Annotated in this window: 13 protein-coding genes, 1 tRNA gene and 1 pseudogene; 1 reads left to right on the top strand and 14 read right to left on the bottom strand. The window is 37.8% G+C overall.

Annotated elements, in window-relative coordinates:
* Positions 1–68 precede the first annotated feature (68 nt).
* The 9 genes and pseudogenes from JCM10596_RS12690 to JCM10596_RS12730 all read right to left on the bottom strand — a co-directional run bounded on the left by JCM10596_RS12690 (position 69) and on the right by JCM10596_RS12730 (position 10,704).
* Positions 69–614, bottom strand: coding sequence for a hypothetical protein (locus JCM10596_RS12690; RefSeq protein ID WP_025027456.1), 546 nt, complete (start codon positions 612–614; stop codon positions 69–71).
* A 203-nt stretch (positions 615–817) separates the two neighbouring features.
* Positions 818–1,468 (bottom strand): ribosome biogenesis GTP-binding protein YihA/YsxC, encoded by a 651-nt coding sequence (yihA, locus tag JCM10596_RS12695; RefSeq protein WP_025027457.1) that lies wholly within the window; start codon positions 1,466–1,468, stop codon positions 818–820.
* A 2-nt stretch (positions 1,469–1,470) separates the two neighbouring features.
* The gene (lon, locus tag JCM10596_RS12700; RefSeq protein WP_025027458.1) at positions 1,471–3,792 is read right to left on the bottom strand and encodes an endopeptidase La; all 2,322 of its coding nucleotides are present in this window, start codon (positions 3,790–3,792) and stop codon (positions 1,471–1,473) included.
* Positions 3,793–3,919: 127 nt separating this feature from the next.
* Positions 3,920–5,602 (bottom strand): ATP-dependent protease LonB, encoded by a 1,683-nt coding sequence (lonB, locus tag JCM10596_RS12705; protein ID WP_025027459.1) that lies wholly within the window; start codon positions 5,600–5,602, stop codon positions 3,920–3,922.
* Between the two features lie 140 nt (positions 5,603–5,742).
* Positions 5,743–7,008, bottom strand: a complete 1,266-nt coding sequence (gene clpX, locus JCM10596_RS12710; RefSeq protein ID WP_025027460.1) for an ATP-dependent protease ATP-binding subunit ClpX — start codon at positions 7,006–7,008, stop codon at positions 5,743–5,745.
* Between the two features lie 262 nt (positions 7,009–7,270).
* Positions 7,271–8,563: pseudogene (gene tig, locus JCM10596_RS25375) on the bottom strand (trigger factor).
* 143 nt (positions 8,564–8,706) lie between these two features.
* A complete protein-coding gene (locus JCM10596_RS12720; protein WP_025027461.1) occupies positions 8,707–9,354 on the bottom strand; it encodes a DUF3196 family protein in 648 nt (215 codons plus the stop codon).
* 96 nt (positions 9,355–9,450) lie between these two features.
* Complete coding sequence (locus JCM10596_RS12725; RefSeq protein WP_025027462.1) at positions 9,451–10,071, bottom strand: YodN-related protein; 621 nt, start codon at positions 10,069–10,071, stop codon at positions 9,451–9,453.
* A 132-nt stretch (positions 10,072–10,203) separates the two neighbouring features.
* Positions 10,204–10,704 carry a hypothetical protein gene (locus tag JCM10596_RS12730; protein ID WP_025027463.1) on the bottom strand — a complete coding sequence of 167 codons (501 nt, stop codon included), beginning with the start codon at positions 10,702–10,704 and terminating at the stop codon, positions 10,204–10,206.
* A 401-nt stretch (positions 10,705–11,105) separates the two neighbouring features.
* Here JCM10596_RS12730 and JCM10596_RS12735 point away from each other — a divergent pair, with 401 nt between their 5' ends.
* On the top strand, positions 11,106–11,987 hold the full coding sequence (locus tag JCM10596_RS12735) for a hypothetical protein (protein WP_025027464.1): 882 nt from the start codon (positions 11,106–11,108) through the stop codon (positions 11,985–11,987).
* 192 nt (positions 11,988–12,179) lie between these two features.
* Here JCM10596_RS12735 and JCM10596_RS12740 read toward each other — a convergent pair whose 3' ends face one another.
* The 5 genes from JCM10596_RS12740 to JCM10596_RS30270 form a co-directional block, all read right to left on the bottom strand.
* Positions 12,180–12,524, bottom strand: a complete 345-nt coding sequence (locus JCM10596_RS12740; RefSeq protein ID WP_025027465.1) for a thioredoxin domain-containing protein — start codon at positions 12,522–12,524, stop codon at positions 12,180–12,182.
* Positions 12,525–12,567: 43 nt separating this feature from the next.
* Positions 12,568–12,906 carry a tRNA-binding protein gene (locus JCM10596_RS12745; RefSeq protein ID WP_025027466.1) on the bottom strand — a complete coding sequence of 113 codons (339 nt, stop codon included), beginning with the start codon at positions 12,904–12,906 and terminating at the stop codon, positions 12,568–12,570.
* Positions 12,907–13,142: 236 nt separating this feature from the next.
* Entirely contained in the window at positions 13,143–14,810 is a 1,668-nt protein-coding gene (ilvD, locus tag JCM10596_RS12750; protein WP_025027467.1) for a dihydroxy-acid dehydratase, read from the bottom strand.
* A 423-nt stretch (positions 14,811–15,233) separates the two neighbouring features.
* Positions 15,234–15,310 (bottom strand) — tRNA-Arg (locus JCM10596_RS12755).
* Positions 15,311–15,448: 138 nt separating this feature from the next.
* The coding region (locus JCM10596_RS30270; RefSeq protein WP_234410493.1) for a hypothetical protein at positions 15,449–15,779 on the bottom strand (331 nt) is incomplete at its 5' end.

Consider the following 15,779-nt stretch of genomic DNA (forward strand, 5'->3'; position numbering starts at 1 on the left):
TCTGCCTAGTTTGTCCTCTCTAGTATATTCCTACATTTGATATGTAATTAATACCCTATATATCGGACTTACGATATGTGGTCTTTTTCTTCTAACCATTGCTCCACTTTTTTATCCATCTTTTGTTTTAAATCCTCTATATTTCCACTATCTTGTTTTACCAATTTCAAGTATTTATTAGGAAACATCTTTTGTAAAGAGGACAGATACAAATTACCGTCTTGGGGTTCAATGTATTCGATAACAGAATAGCTGCCCTCTTCTTCTTTCTTTAAACGAATGACAGCGGGTAATGAATGTCCAATTTGGTTTTCTACACCAGTGGATTTATTAAAACCACCATAATAAGACCACATATAGACACTTAGGACTCCATCTACTTCACTTGTGCCATATATTCTATGGACCTCAAATTGCTTTTCTATATCATTATTTGAAGAAGAGTATACTTGAATAATGTAATTAGAAATGACTTCATCCATCTCTAGAGTTATATGTTGATCTCCATCTATTAATTGAGTTTCATTTCCAGCACAACCTATTAAAATGACTGCTACAACTAATAGAAACAAAATAAAATTTATTGGGTTAACTACAGCTTTTATCTGAATCACCTCCTAAATTACCTACTTTTTTCTTTCTTCTTTTGTTGTTTTCAAGATGCTATATTCTTTTGACATTGATATCAAGTCCCTTTATTGGATACTTGCTCATATTGTATCCGTTTCATTTATGAACTACAACATACATGCACTGAAAAAAGGATAGTTTGCCCTTATCATGGACTAACTATCCTAACAATATTATCGTGATTAAACTATTCTGCTTCTCTTTCTGCTTCTTCTCTTTCTTCTTCCTTTACTTCCTCTGGTTTATTCATTTTGGTTTTAATATGATAGAGAATCGTTCCCCATGCCTCATCCTTGCCTTGACCTGTTTCAGAGGAAAAGGCAATCACAGGATCTCCTTTTGGTACACCCAGAGTCTCCTTGACAACTTTTATGTGCCGCTGCACTTTTGTTTTTGGAATTTTATCTACCTTAGTGGCAATAACAATCACAGGAATATCATGATGCTTAAGCCAATCATACATCGATTGATCATCCTTCGTTGGTTCATGTCTTATATCAACAAGAAGAATAATCGCTTTTAATTTATCACGATTTAATATGTATTCTTCAATGAATCTTCCCCAACGCTCCCGTTCTGCTTTTGGTACCTTAGCAAAACCATAGCCCGGTACATCCACAAAGTAAAGCTCTTGGTTAATTTTATAAAAGTTTAAGGTTTGTGTCTTCCCCGGCTTTGAACTAGTTCGCGCTAGCCCTTTGCGGTTAATCATCTTATTGATAAAAGAAGACTTACCTACATTGGAACGCCCTGCCAAGGCAATGTCTGGCAGGGAATCCACTGGATATTGTTTCGGTCCTACAGCACTAATCACCAATTCCGCTTCTGTTACTTTCATATCTATTTCTCTCCCACTATCGCAAACTTCAAGACTTGATCCATATGATCAACAGGCTTAAATACAAGATCCTTTCTTACACTTTCTGGTATCTCGTCAATATCCTTTTCATTATCCTTCGGAAGAATGATGGTTTTAAGCCCGGCTCGATGTGCCGCTAAAGATTTTTCCTTTAAGCCCCCAATTGGCAAGACGCGACCACGCAGGGTTACCTCTCCAGTCATTCCAACAATATTGGATACTGGCTTTCCTGAAAGCGCCGAAACCAAAGCTGTTGCCATTGTGATTCCTGCTGATGGACCATCTTTCGGGATAGCTCCTTCGGGAACATGGATATGAATATCTTTCTTTTCATGAAATTGAGGATCAATTCCTAATGATTCCGCTTTGGAGCGAATATAGCTGAATGCCGCTTGAGCAGATTCCTTCATTACTTCTCCAAGCTTCCCTGTTAAAGTCAGCTTCCCTTTCCCCGGAAGAACTTGAACTTCAATACTTAAAATATCTCCGCCTACAGACGTCCACGCTAAACCTGTTGCCACTCCAACTTGATGATCTGTTTCAGCCAAGCCGTAACGGTATTTTGGATTGCCTAAGATGGATTCTAAGGTATTCTCAGTTACCATGACTTTTTTCTTTTCTCCAGCTACAATCATTTTGGCTGCTTTTCTACAAATCGTGCCCATTTGCCTTTCGAGATTACGAACACCAGATTCTCTCGTATAGCGTCGGATTACTTTAACCACAGCATCCTCATTCACTTGCAGCTGACTCTTGCCCAGACCATGCTCTTTCATTTGCTTAGGAATTAGATAATTGAGTGAAATATGTTTTTTCTCGACTTCTGTATAACCAGGAATATAGATCATTTCCATTCGATCCAATAACGGTCCGGGTATCGTATGAGTTGTGTTCGCTGTCGTGACAAACATAACATTCGATAAATCATAGGGTTCTTCTATATAGTGATCACTAAATGTATTATTCTGCTCTGGATCTAATACCTCTAAGAGTGCCGCAGCAGGATCACCTCTAAAGTCATTCGCCATCTTATCAATTTCATCTAAAAGGAACACAGGATTGATGGTTCCTGCTGTTTTCATCCCTTGCATAATTCTTCCAGGCATAGCTCCTACATAGGTTCTTCTGTGACCTCGAATCTCTGCTTCATCCCGTACTCCTCCAAGGGAAACACGAACAAATTTACGCCCCAAAGAATTGGCAATAGAACGTGCCAATGAAGTTTTTCCTACCCCAGGCGGTCCAACAAGGCAAAGGATCGGTCCTTTGATTTTGTTGACCAGCTTTTGTACAGCCAAGTATTCCAAGACACGCTCTTTTGGTTTCTCTAAACCATAATGATCCTCATCTAGGATCTTTTGAGCTTGATCAATGTCAATTTGATCCTCCGTCTTTTTGGACCATGGAAGGGCTAGAAGCCAATCAATGTAGGTTCGTATGACTCCACTTTCAGCAGAAGTAGCGGGCATTTTTTCATAGCGTTCAAGCTCTTTTTCGATTTTTTGTCGAATGCGATCTGGAACTCCAGACTCCTCCATCTGTTCTCGTAAAGCTTCTACTTCTCCAGTCTTCCCTTCTTTATCGCCAAGCTCTTTCTGGATTGCTTTCATCTGCTCACGTAAATAGTATTCCTTTTGAGTCTTTTCCATTGATTTTTTGACTCGTTGACCTATTTTCCGTTCAAGCTCAAGGACTTCCTTCTCATTGCTTAAAATATCCAGGATTTTTTCTAAGCGCTTATTTACATTTGTAATTTCTAATATCTCTTGTTTGTCTTTAATCTTTAAGGACAAATGAGAGGAAATCACATCGGCAAGTCTCCCCGGCTCTTCAATATCTGTGACAGTCGATAAAGTTTCTGAAGTAATTTTCTTAGAAAGTTTAATGTATTGCTCAAACTGTCTTAATACCGCACGCATGAGTGCTTCTGACTCAGATGATTGTTCATCTTCATCAAATAAAGTTGAAATCCTGACCTTCATAAAGTCTGCATTTGGAATAAACTCATCAATCTTCGCTCGTGATATTCCCTCTACCAGAACTCGAATGGTTCCATTAGGAAGCTTTAACATCTGCTTCACATGAGCTACTGTACCAACTTTATATATTTGATCTTCCGTGGGTTCATCTATATGAATTTCTTCCTGAGTTGCCAGAAGAATCATGTGGTCATCCACCATGGCCTCTTCTAAGGCCTTCACTGATTTTTCTCTGCCCACATCTAGATGAAGCACCATCGTCGGATAAACCAACAATCCTCTTAAAGGCAGAAGAGGAATGATCCTACTATTTTTGTCCCTCATAAACAAGGTACACCTCCATAGCTGTCCTACACAACATGTTTTTTTGGGTGTTAGACAATGATGTATGTATGTGTGTGTTTCATTTTATCTCATTCATGACATCTTGTCTAACATGTTCTCTTCTACTCTACACAGGTGTTGAAGAAGCTGTTAAAATATCTGCATTTTGAGGAACCTCGTATGTTTGTTGTTCTGTTTCAGTAAGCAAGGCGATCTTCAAGACATCCTCCAGATACTCCACTGGGATGACTTCGATTTGATCATTTTCTTTAAATATCGCCTGATAATTGTCTTTCGGAACAATCACCTTGGTTGCTCCTGCTTGCTGAGCTGCTTCTACTTTAGCAACAACGCCCCCGATAGGTTTCACACGCCCATGAATGCTAATTTCACCAGTCATTGCTAGCTTGTTATCTACAGGAATGTTTTTGATCGCTGAATAGATGGCGGTTGCCATAGTGATCCCAGCAGAAGGACCATCTATAGGTGTCCCTCCTGGAAAATTCACATGCAGATCGAAATTATAGGGGTCCACATCTGTTTTGCGCAGAACGGTCAGGACATTTTCTACAGAGCCTTTTGCCATCGATTTTCGACGAATGGAACGGTTAGCTCCTCCCATGGTTTCTTCCTCTACCACACCCGTAATGTTGATCGTTCCCTTTCCGGGCTCCTTCGCTGGAATGGCTGTTACTTCTATTTCAAGAAGGGCTCCCATATTTGGACCATACACTGCCAGTCCATTTACAAATCCCACTTGAGGTTCATCTGGAATTTTCTTCTCTGGTCTAGGCGAAATTTGACTGCTATGGACCACCCATTCTACATCGCTGGTCTTGATTTTGGCTCTTTCTTCGGACATAGCAATCCCTGCCGCAATTTGAACGACGTTAACTGATTCTCGCCCGTTCTTGGCGTATTTGGTTATCACATCGATTGCCTCTTCCTCATACTCAAATTGAATCTTATCCATAGCTTTTCTAGCTACCTTGGCAATTTCCATAGGCTTTAAGGAACTAAAGAAGATCTCTAAACAACGAGAACGAATCGCTGGAGGGATTTCATCAGGTGTTCGAGTTGTAGCCCCGACCAATCGAAAATCAGCAGGCAATCCATTTTGAAAAATATCATGAATATGGTTAGGAATATTGATATTTTCTTCACTATAATAAGCACTTTCTAAAAAGACCTTTCGATCCTCAAGTACTTTTAATAGCTTATTCATTTGTATAGGGTGAAGTTCACCTATTTCATCAATGAACAATACGCCACCATGTGCTTTCGTTACTGCACCTGATTTAGGCTGAGGAATCCCAGCCTGCCCCATCGCTCCTGCTCCTTGATAAATAGGATCATGAACGGAGCCAATCAAAGGGTCTGCAATTCCACGTTCGTCAAAACGAGCGGTCGTTGCATCTAGTTCAATAAATTTGGCATCCTTTTTAAACGGTGATTTTTCATTTTGTCTGGCTTCTTCTAGAATAAGTCGTGCAGCCGCTGTCTTTCCTACTCCAGGGGGGCCATAAATAATCACATGTTGTGGATTGGGTCCACAAAGCGCTGCTCGTAAGGCTCTAATTCCTTCCCTTTGTCCTATAATTTCTGCAAAAGTGGTAGGTCTTGTCTTTTCATTTAATGGTTCAGATAGCGAAATCGAACGAAGCTTCCGCAATTGATCTAATTCCTTTTTTGACTCTTTATCAACAGCCACTTTATTGGAGCGCTGGTTTCTTAATAAATTCCAAAAGTAAAGCCCAATAACAATTCCAAAAAACACCTGCACAAATATGACAATAGCCATAATGCTCATTACATTGTTACCTCCCCTGATTTTTTCTATTTTAGTGATTTGTAGATATCTTGTAGTATTGCCTGTAGAGAGGAGAGATAAACAATAAAAGCCACCTGAGCAGAGCTCAAATGGCTAGTTTCTTTTGGTAATTTTCCTAATTAAGCACTTTCCTTGGGCTTAGGATTTTGGATCACTTGACCTTCCTTTGTGGTTAAAACAGGCGGTACATTTGCGTCTACCACATCCTTTGTGATCAAGCATTTTGAAATATCATCACGGGATGGTAAATCAAACATCACATCAAGCATGATTGATTCTATAATAGAGCGTAAGCCCCTTGCTCCTGTGTTTCTTTTGATGGCTTCTTGAGCAATCGCTTCAAGCGCCTCTTGTTCAAATTCTAATTCAACATCATCCATATCTAACAGCTTTTGATATTGCTTCACTAAAGCATTTTTTGGTTGAGTTAAAATTTGTACGAGGGCTTCTTCATCTAGTGGCTCAAGCGTTGAAAGAACCGGAAGCCTTCCAACAAACTCTGGTATAAGACCAAATTTCAAGAGATCCTCAGGAAGAACTTTCGCTAAGTATTCCCCTGATTTCATATCCTTCAGGTCATTTGCACCAAAGCCAATCACTTTCTTTCCTACACGGCGCTTAATAATCTGTTCAATCCCATCGAAAGCTCCACCACAAATAAATAAGATATTTGAGGTATCTACCTGGATAAATTCCTGATGAGGATGCTTACGTCCTCCCTGCGGCGGTACACTTGCCACAGTTCCCTCCAAAATTTTCAGTAAGGCTTGCTGAACTCCTTCACCTGAAACATCTCTTGTAATAGAAGGATTTTCGGATTTGCGAGCCACTTTATCAATCTCATCAATATAGATGATCCCTTTTTCAGCTTTTTCCACATCGTAATCGGCTGCTTGAATCAGTTTTAGCAAGATGTTTTCTACATCTTCCCCTACATAACCTGCTTCCGTTAAGGACGTTGCATCGGCAATAGCAAAAGGAACATTTAGAATACGAGCTAGGGTTTGGGCTAATAAAGTTTTTCCGCTTCCTGTTGGTCCTAAGATTAAAATATTACTCTTTTGCAGTTCGACATCTTCATTCTTAACGCCCGCTTTAATTCTCTTATAATGGTTGTAAACAGCAACAGAGAGCGACTTCTTCGCTTGATCCTGACCGATAACATAATCGTCTAGAATCTTACGGATTTCTTGAGGCTTGGGAACCTCTTTAAAATCCATTTCTTCTTCAGTTCCTAGTTCTTCTTCAACAATTTCAGTGCACAGCTCGATACATTCATCACATATATATACTCCAGGACCAGCAACTAATTTGCGAACTTGATCTTGGGACTTACCACAGAATGAACATTTAAGTTGCCCTTTTTCATCGTTAAATTTAAACATTCTACCACCCCTTTACATCTAATTGATACACGAATCCAATCTGTCTGAACTCTGAATATCGGAAGCCTGCCCATTTCCTCCACCAAGAGGCTGGTGGATTTCATAATATGTATTTCGCGATTTTAAAACTAGATAGCATGAGCTAAGATCGATCAGATTGGTATCTCTTCAACTAGCCATACTATGTATATGTATTTCTTTTTCCTTTTGTTTATAAAACAAGGCACGAATAAACGCGCCTTGTTCTATTGTAATACCTAATTTATGCAACAGTTTTGCTATTGTTCACAAGAATCTCAATGGCTTTACGGACTCTCAAGTCATTTACTAAGCATCTGTATTTCCTTGAGCTGCAAGACGTTGTTTTAAGTCCTCAGCTGTTAAGCCATAACATTTGAGCCATTTTTTCTACTTCTTCGTTGACTTCTTCTTCAGATACTTCAATGTTTTCAGTTGCAGCAATCGCTTCTAAAGTTAAATTAATACGTACTCTTTTTTCTGCATCTGTTTTAAACTGATCTCTTAAGCCTGCTTTGTCTACCCCAGAGAATTGAGCATATAGGTCAAGATTTAGTCCTTGCATTTGTAGACGTTGTTCAAAGTCTTTAAGCATGAAGTCGATTTCTTGAGAGATCATCGCTTCTGGAATTTCAATGGTAGCATTCTCAGCCGCTTTCTCTACAAGGAAATCTTTCTTGTAGTTTTCTTCATCGTTCTTAGCTTTTTCTTCTAATTTACTACGAAGATCCGCTTTATATTCATCCAATGTTTCAAACTCAGACACGTCTTTAGCAAATTCATCGTCAAGTTCAGGAAGTTGCTTACGCTTAAGTTCATTTACCTTCACTTTGAAATTCGCTTCTTTTCCTGCTAATTCCTCTGAATGATACTCAGCTGGGAAGTTCACTGTAATTGTTTTCTCTTCCCCTTTTTTCATTCCTACCAATTGATCTTCAAAGCCTGGGATAAAGCTGTTTGATCCGATTTCTAGAGGATAGTTTTCTCCTTTTCCACCTTCAAAAGCTTCTTCACCTAAGAAACCTTCAAAGTCGATCACTGTCGTATCTCCTTGCTCAACAGTTCCTTCTTCAATGATAACAAGTTCAGCTTGGCGAGTGCGGGCTTTTTCTAATTCTTCAGCAATCACTTCATCAGTTACTGTAAAGTCTTTTGCTGGAATTTCAAGTCCTTTGTACTCTCCTAATTCTACTTCTGGTTTAACTGTTACCGTCGCCTTGAAAATAAGGTTCTCTCCTGCTTCCATCTTTTCAATATCCACTTCTGGACGATCTACAGGATCGATTCCCGTTTCTTCAATAGCTTTTGAATAAGCTTGTGGTAAAAGAATATCTAACGCATCCTGATAAAGAGATTCAATTCCAAAACGAGATTCAAAAATCTTGCGAGGTACCTTTCCTTTACGGAATCCAGGTACATTCACCTTTTTTACAACCTTTTTAAATGCTTGATCCAAAGCCTCAGAAACCTCTTGTGCATCCACTTCCACTGTTAGCACACCTTGGTTCTTTTCTAATTTTTCCCACTTAGCACTCATTTTATGCTTCCCTCCTATGTATCTTACCATCAGAATTTCTCCCGATGAACATAACGCTAATTATCTGCACAAAAAATAAGATATTTGCCAGTATAACCACTATATTATATCATAAACCGCTCTCTTTTCAAGAATTTGCATGGCTATACTTGTTGCAAAATCGTTTCAAATCTAGAACATGCATGGATAAATTCCTTTTCTTCCATCTCGTATAACAAGGCTAGCTTCTCCACTGACTTTCCAGACATATCAAAATCTACCATCCTTAGTGTATAGGAATGGATGGCGGCTGTCCACAATAACGGGTCATTCATCTCTGGAATAAAGGGGTATTCCTTCTCCAAAAAGAAGAACCACATCTCTTTCGCCAGTTCGATTAGGCTTGGGTTGTCATACGCTTTTTCTTCTAGTAAGACAAGAGGGCTGAGTACTTCCTCCGACCACTCTTCCTTTTCCACCGGAACCTCAGATAACATCAATTCTTTTTTCTGATCGGATTTGTAGACGATAAAGCTAAGCTTTCCGGGACATATCAGCTTTAGTTTTTGAAGAAAGCGTGTTTTTAAGAGCTTATCCCCTTGCTCTGAAACCAAAAATAATCGAATGATTTCTTGAACATCTTCATCAATAAAACCGAACATTCGCTCATAGGTATTCCATTGCTTAGGAGCTTCACTAAGTAACCCCTGTTTCCAGTTGTGAATGATTTCTGGTGTTAAACATTCATCTTCTCCCTGCTCCAAGCGATCTTTTTTACTGAAATTAGGAAAGGGGATAATATTATCATCCATGTCTATACCTCACTACTGCAAAAAAAACGCTCCTATAAAGAGCGTTTTTATGGCAATTTTTATTGATTTCATTATATAAGGAACCTCAGAAGAGTGTCAACTTTGCAGATGTTTTAATGCTTCCAATACAGCCTCGGCTAATTCTCTGTACTCCTTGTCCCCAAAGAGGTTATAAAGCGTCATATAGTCATTATAATCATCCAATAGACTGTCTGTTCTGCTCTGTATGGTTTTTTTTGAGGATGTCGCTTTTCTAAAATAGGAATCTTCTGTTCGTTTCATATCAACAGCGTCACTCACAAGTGTAAGATCTTCATCGTAGGCGTAGATGCACATTCCGTCTTTTTCTAATTCATATGAAACCTCTGTCCACTCCTCATTTTTATAGCGATAAATCTCGATGATAACCCCTTTGACAATATAAACTTCCTGTTCGTATCCATCTACATAGACAAGATCATCATACGTATAGTTTTGAACGAAACTGATTGATTCCTCAACCTCTTCCTCTTGTAACTCTTCACTTTCCTCGTAGGAAATCAACTCTTTTTCCATGACCACCTTAGAAATTTCTGCTAATTCATAGAACACGTTGTGATCTCCTAGGATAATGGACTCAATTGTACAAACCTCTGATTGAGTGTTCCCTTGTTCATCATGACATACATATAGCACCTTGTCCCCTTTTTGAAATAGTGGCTGTAAAGGTTGTTGCATAAACACGCACCTCCTTACCTAGGTACTATATTATATGCACGTCCTTTCTATTTGCTTCCTATAATCTTGATGAAATAGAGCACATCTTCTGTAAGGTCCATTCATATTGGGGCATCTGTAATTGTTATCAAATCACCGTGTAGCCATTTTAAATATCACCGTATCATGAAATAAAATTCCTAAATAGCTATATTTGATATGAACCTTTTGTATTTCTTCAGAATGAAAAACACTAATCCCGTATATTTCATCATCTTTAGTAGCAATCCCATCATCTAGTTTTTTATAAGTAGTTGATGGAGCCGTACCTTTTCTAATAACTACGTCATCTATATTTGTAAATCCAAATTCTTTTTCCTCTTCCTGGGTATAGTCATTTGTTATGATGAATCCTTGCAATGCATTACTAACTTGGATTTTGGTATTCGAAGGCTTTTCATTATTATTCACTGAAACATCTACTATTTTCACTTCACCTAAACCTTTATTACCCATGCCCACAACAACTGATTTGTGGTCTTTACTTGATGCGAGTGTACCAATCTCCAAAGGTGGATCAAATGTAATAAAGAAATAAACACCACCGACGATTATCGCAACTAATAAAAGTGTTAACCAAAGTTTCTTCTTCAATTTCCCACATCCTTAAGGTATTTTTAATTAATTATTAATTCAAGTATTTCCTTACTATTTACTATCCATAAGGGCGGATCCTCCTCTCTGGAAGGGAGAGAAGTGCCTTTAAACCCATCCTATACAGCCATCCTTTTGTTTTGTTTATCACTTATCCGATCGCCTCCCTAATTTTTACTCTATTTATCATAAGAAAGTATATCCCTTTTAAGTATATTTCTTTTTTCTTCTATAAAGCGGAGAAAAAATCCTAAAATCAGGAGTAATTCTAAGTATAATGGTGCATCTGGGAGTTTAACTGACTAGAATCAAGCACATTCGAAATGCACACACTTCCCAATCATGTTATCATCTTTAACTGTTAGGATGTTTACTCTAAAAATTACAAAGGAGGAGATATTTTGAAGAATCATTTAGTAATGGTGTTACTGTTCATAGCTCTTGTTGCGACTCCTATTACAGCCTTCGCCATAAACGAGAATGCAGGGGAGGGAACAAAGGAAAGATCAAAAGTAATTTTTTCTCAAGAGGAAGTAACTGATTTAAACGAGCTTTTTGAAAGAGCCAAAAGAGGACAAAGTGATCTTAAGATGGACACTATTCTAGGTAGCAAGCGAAGGAACATACCTGAGCAAACACTTCAGCAAATCTCTAGTTTGAACGAAAACCCAAAAGCCAAGTTAAGAAACAGCAACGGAGTAGAAGCAGAAGCAGAAGCATTAGCAACCACTCAACTCCTAAAAACAATAGAAAATGAAGAAGGGAATGTTGTTAATTATTATGTAACGGATACCTTCTTTATAATAGAGGAAGAACAATTACATGAGTTTGCAATGAACTCTTATATTTCGGAAAAAGATAAAGGCTATTCCGCATGGGATAGCACCTATGGGATAAGAGCACATTCCCGAATATACTATGATGATCACAGTACTGTATGGCAAGATTACTTCCTTATGGTTGGTGTAGAAGGGAGTTGGAAAAGTTTTGACAGAAATGTAACACTAAGCCCAAACTATGTCAAAATGGGCAATACTGGGTATATAAAAGGTTCTGCCAAATACACTAGCCAACAAATAGAAGAATGGTTTCCAGACTCATTATCATTTTCTTATGGAGCTCCTTCAGATTGGGAGCCTACTACAGGTGGAGATTCGATTGGAGCAACCACTCGCGTTGATATCTCAGGATATGGCGATAACTGGATGATTGTATTAGTTAATAATATTACTTACGAAGATTCCCATGATTGGGATCCAAACAACCCACATAGCTATGACTAAGAAAGAATAAAAAATAAGATCAAATTAAATCAAATAAAAATAATAGAAAAAAAAAGCAAGGGACTAATTTTAAAATCCTTTGCTTTTTAATATATATCTAAAAAAGTATTCATTCATGTTGTTCTAAATAGGTCTAATAATTCAAAATATAAAATTTCCCTTCAAACTGTTCGCTAACACTTATCAGTATCTCTATTCTTTTTCTAACAGATCTAAAGCCTGACTAGTATTCGATGTAGATAGTATTGGCCCCTTTGAATCGAGTACAACAATAGTAGGGAAAGAATTAATATTTAACATTTCTGCATAAGAATCATGTTTCTCAGTCTTACTAAAATAAACCGTTTCAACTTGATGGTATTCGTCTAAGAGGTATTTAAATTCTTTAATTTCATCAGTAGGATTAGAATCACTAAAAATCAAAACCTTATATTTCCCCTCAGAAGGTAAAGATATAGGAGTTGTATTGGTATCTGAATGTTCTATTTCACACCCCACCAAAAAAGAACCTAACAATAAAATAAAAGTTATCATCATTAAATATCTATTATTGATTATGAACACCCCCTTTACAGATTTCTTAGAGTAACCGCAGACCTGGACTTACTTCCCGATCCGGACCAATTAACACCACATTATTACTACCCTCTATAGGTATTCCTAAAACCAAGACTTCAGACATAAAGTCCGCGATCTGTCGAGGAGGAAGATTGACAACAGCCATCACCAAACGATTCTGTAAATCTTCAAGGTTGTAGATACCTGTAATCTGCGCACTGGACTTGCGGACTCCAAGTTCCCCAAAATCAATCCATAATTTATACGCTGGTTTTCGAGCACGTAAGAACTCCTCTGCTCGGATTATTTTTCCAACCCTAATATCAACATCCATAAACTTATCTATTGTGATGGTATTCACTATTTAACTCCTTTCTTTTTCCGTATAATTCAAATATGTTTCTTCAAGAAGTTCAAAATTCTCGATCAGGCAATAATCCTGTACATACAACACTCTTTTTTAATGTACAAAAAAGAGATGCTCCCACAGTGTCCTATTCTGTGTTAGCATCCCTTATCATTGGACTATCTCCCCCCGCTGGATACAAGTTAATGCACCTTTAAAAATTTGTCCAATTTACTGTTGACATACCATTTTTATATTTTCATTATTCCACCAGTGTTCGCCGATGTTACTAACTTTGAATATTTTGCTAAATAACCTGTTTTAACTTTAGGTTCTGGTTGAACCCACTTCTCTTTACGTTTGGTCAGCTCTTCATCAGAAACGAGTACATTTAATGTACGGTTAGGTAAATCGATAGATATGCGATCACCATTTTTAATTAAGGCAATAGGTCCGCCTTCAGCTGCTTCTGGAGAAATATGACCAATTGATATCCCTCTTGATGCACCAGAAAATCTACCATCAGTCAAGAGAGCTACTTTTGTACCAAGGCCTCGCCCAACAATTGATGATGTTGGTGCTAGCATTTCAGGCATTCCCGGTCCGCCTTTAGGCCCTTCATAGCGAATGACAACAACATGACCTTCGCGGACAGTACCGTCATCAATACGAGCCTGCGCTTCTTCTTGAGATTCAAAGATAATCGCTTCACCTTCAAAGGTTTTTATAGATTCATCTACAGCTCCCACTTTAATAACAGCTCCATCTGGGGCGATATTTCCAAATAGGATAGATAATCCTCCTACTGGACTATATGGGTTTTCTTTCTTTCTAATAACCTCAGAATTTACAATATCCGCATCTTTAACATTTTCATAGACCGACTTCCCTGTAATCGTAATTCGATCTGGATGAATAGCTCCTTCTATGCTACATAGCTCTTTGATGATGGCACTAACTCCACCAGCGTGATGAACATCTTCCATTGAGTAATCAGATGCGGGACTAATTTTTGATAAGTAAGGTACACGTTCTGCCACTTCATTAATTCTGTTAAGATCGTAATCAACACCTGCTTCATTAGCAATTGCTAACGTATGGAGAACTGTATTGGTTGAACCACCCATTGCCATATCTAAAGCAAATGAGTCATCAATTGCTTCTTCCGTAACAATGTCTCGTGGTTTAATATCTTTTTCAATTAAATTCATTAAATGATTTGCAGCATCCTTTATTAAGCGATGCCTTTCATTCGATGTAGCAAGGATTGTTCCATTTCCCGGGAGTGCCAATCCAATCATTTCCATCATTGAGTTCATTGAATTCGCTGTAAACATTCCTGAACATGACCCACAGGTTGGACATGCAGATTGTTCAATTTCAAGTAATTCTTCTCTACTCATTTTTCCAGATGAAAATGCACCAACACCTTCAAATACAGATGCTAAAGATAAGGCTTTCCCATCCTTTGTTCGCCCTGCTTCCATTGGTCCGCCAGTTACAAATACTGATGGCACGTTCGTTCTTACAGCTGCCATTAACATACCTGGAGTAATCTTGTCACAGTTCGGGATGAAAAACACACCATCGAACCAGTGAGCATTGATGACTGTTTCTGCAGCATCTGCAATAATTTCACGACTTGGCAACGAATATCTCATTCCTATATGCCCCATCGCAATCCCATCATCTACACCAATCGTATTAAACTCGAATGGAACGCCTCCAGCTTTTCTAATTTCATCCTTTACAACTTCTGCAAATTTATTTAAATGAACATGCCCTGGTATAATGTCAATGTACGAGTTACAAACCCCAATAAATGGTTTATTCATGTCTTCATCTTTTACCCCAGCAGCTCGTAAAAGGCTACGATGTGGTGCTCGATCAATGCCCTTTTTAATCATATTGCTTCGCATCATTAAATCGCTCCTAATTCCTATTGGTAAATAATCAAATCATTTATAAAAATTTAAATTTACTATAGATAAAATGTATTCATCTATAAATAAGTACTACTCATTTATGTTTGTATTTGAGCAATATATTACGCTGAATATAGAGTAGGGTCAACCACTTTTTATAAAATTATTAGACAATTTCGAAAATGTAGATAACTTGTATGCGCTTACACCCTTGTTGTATTAGGATTTTTTTCATTTTAATTTTTTTTATTTTCTAACACTAGTATTACATTAATTAACTAACCGTTATGGATAAGAGGTAGGTATCCAACTTCATTTAAGGCTTGTTTTCATGGATATCAGCAAAAAACCTCTAATTCCTTTTTATAGGGATTAGAGGTCTATTAACTATTTTTTTAACTATTTTATGTATGAAAATGGCGTCCCAGGAGAGATTCGAACTCCCGACCCACAGCTTAGAAGGCTGTTGCTCTATCCTGCTGAGCTACTGGGACTTACTCTCAACACTTGTTGAGTATAAAATGGAAGGCGTTGATTATACTCATTTTTCAAATACATAACCCAAAAAGGGAAGTTACATAATTCTAACTTTTTAGTTCGACTCTTTTTATAATAAATATTTATCCAAATATTCAGATTCTAGAAAAAGTGCTTGAAGCATTTCTGTAATGATGTTGCCACCAATATACATCCCAAAGTACCGAAATTGCGATTATTGTTTTAAGAACTCTCTTTGCAAGTACCTTAATTGCTTCAAAAGTAAGTATTTGACCACTTCTTATTAATGATGCAAGTTCCACTACGAGCCCAAATGCTCCTGCTAATAGAATACTTTGTTCTGATGATCTCATATTGTTTACACTTGATCTGAAACTGTCAAAATTACGATTACTTATGCTAGTACCTTTTAAAGTATTAGCATGAGATGCCATAGCATGATCATTTGAATAAGAAACTAATTTA

The sequence above is a fragment of the Caldalkalibacillus mannanilyticus JCM 10596 genome (assembly GCF_000615945.1).
Lineage (GTDB): Bacteria > Bacillota > Bacilli > Caldalkalibacillales > JCM-10596 > Bacillus_AT > Bacillus_AT mannanilyticus.

What these genes read in the sequence shown, in the direction of transcription:
- JCM10596_RS12720 (WP_025027461.1), bottom strand. Translation starts at nt 9,354, where the DNA reads ATGGATGATAATATTATCCCCTTTCCTAATTTCAGTAAAAAAGATCGC.
- JCM10596_RS12740 (WP_025027465.1), bottom strand. Translation starts at nt 12,524, where the DNA reads ATGATGATAACTTTTATTTTATTGTTAGGTTCTTTTTTGGTGGGGTGT.
- ilvD (WP_025027467.1), bottom strand. Translation starts at nt 14,810, where the DNA reads ATGCGAAGCAATATGATTAAAAAGGGCATTGATCGAGCACCACATCGT.
- lon (WP_025027458.1), bottom strand. Translation starts at nt 3,792, where the DNA reads ATGAGGGACAAAAATAGTAGGATCATTCCTCTTCTGCCTTTAAGAGGA.
- lonB (WP_025027459.1), bottom strand. Translation starts at nt 5,602, where the DNA reads ATGAGCATTATGGCTATTGTCATATTTGTGCAGGTGTTTTTTGGAATT.
- JCM10596_RS12725 (WP_025027462.1), bottom strand. Translation starts at nt 10,071, where the DNA reads ATGCAACAACCTTTACAGCCACTATTTCAAAAAGGGGACAAGGTGCTA.
- yihA (WP_025027457.1), bottom strand. Translation starts at nt 1,468, where the DNA reads ATGAAAGTAACAGAAGCGGAATTGGTGATTAGTGCTGTAGGACCGAAA.
- clpX (WP_025027460.1), bottom strand. Translation starts at nt 7,008, where the DNA reads ATGTTTAAATTTAACGATGAAAAAGGGCAACTTAAATGTTCATTCTGT.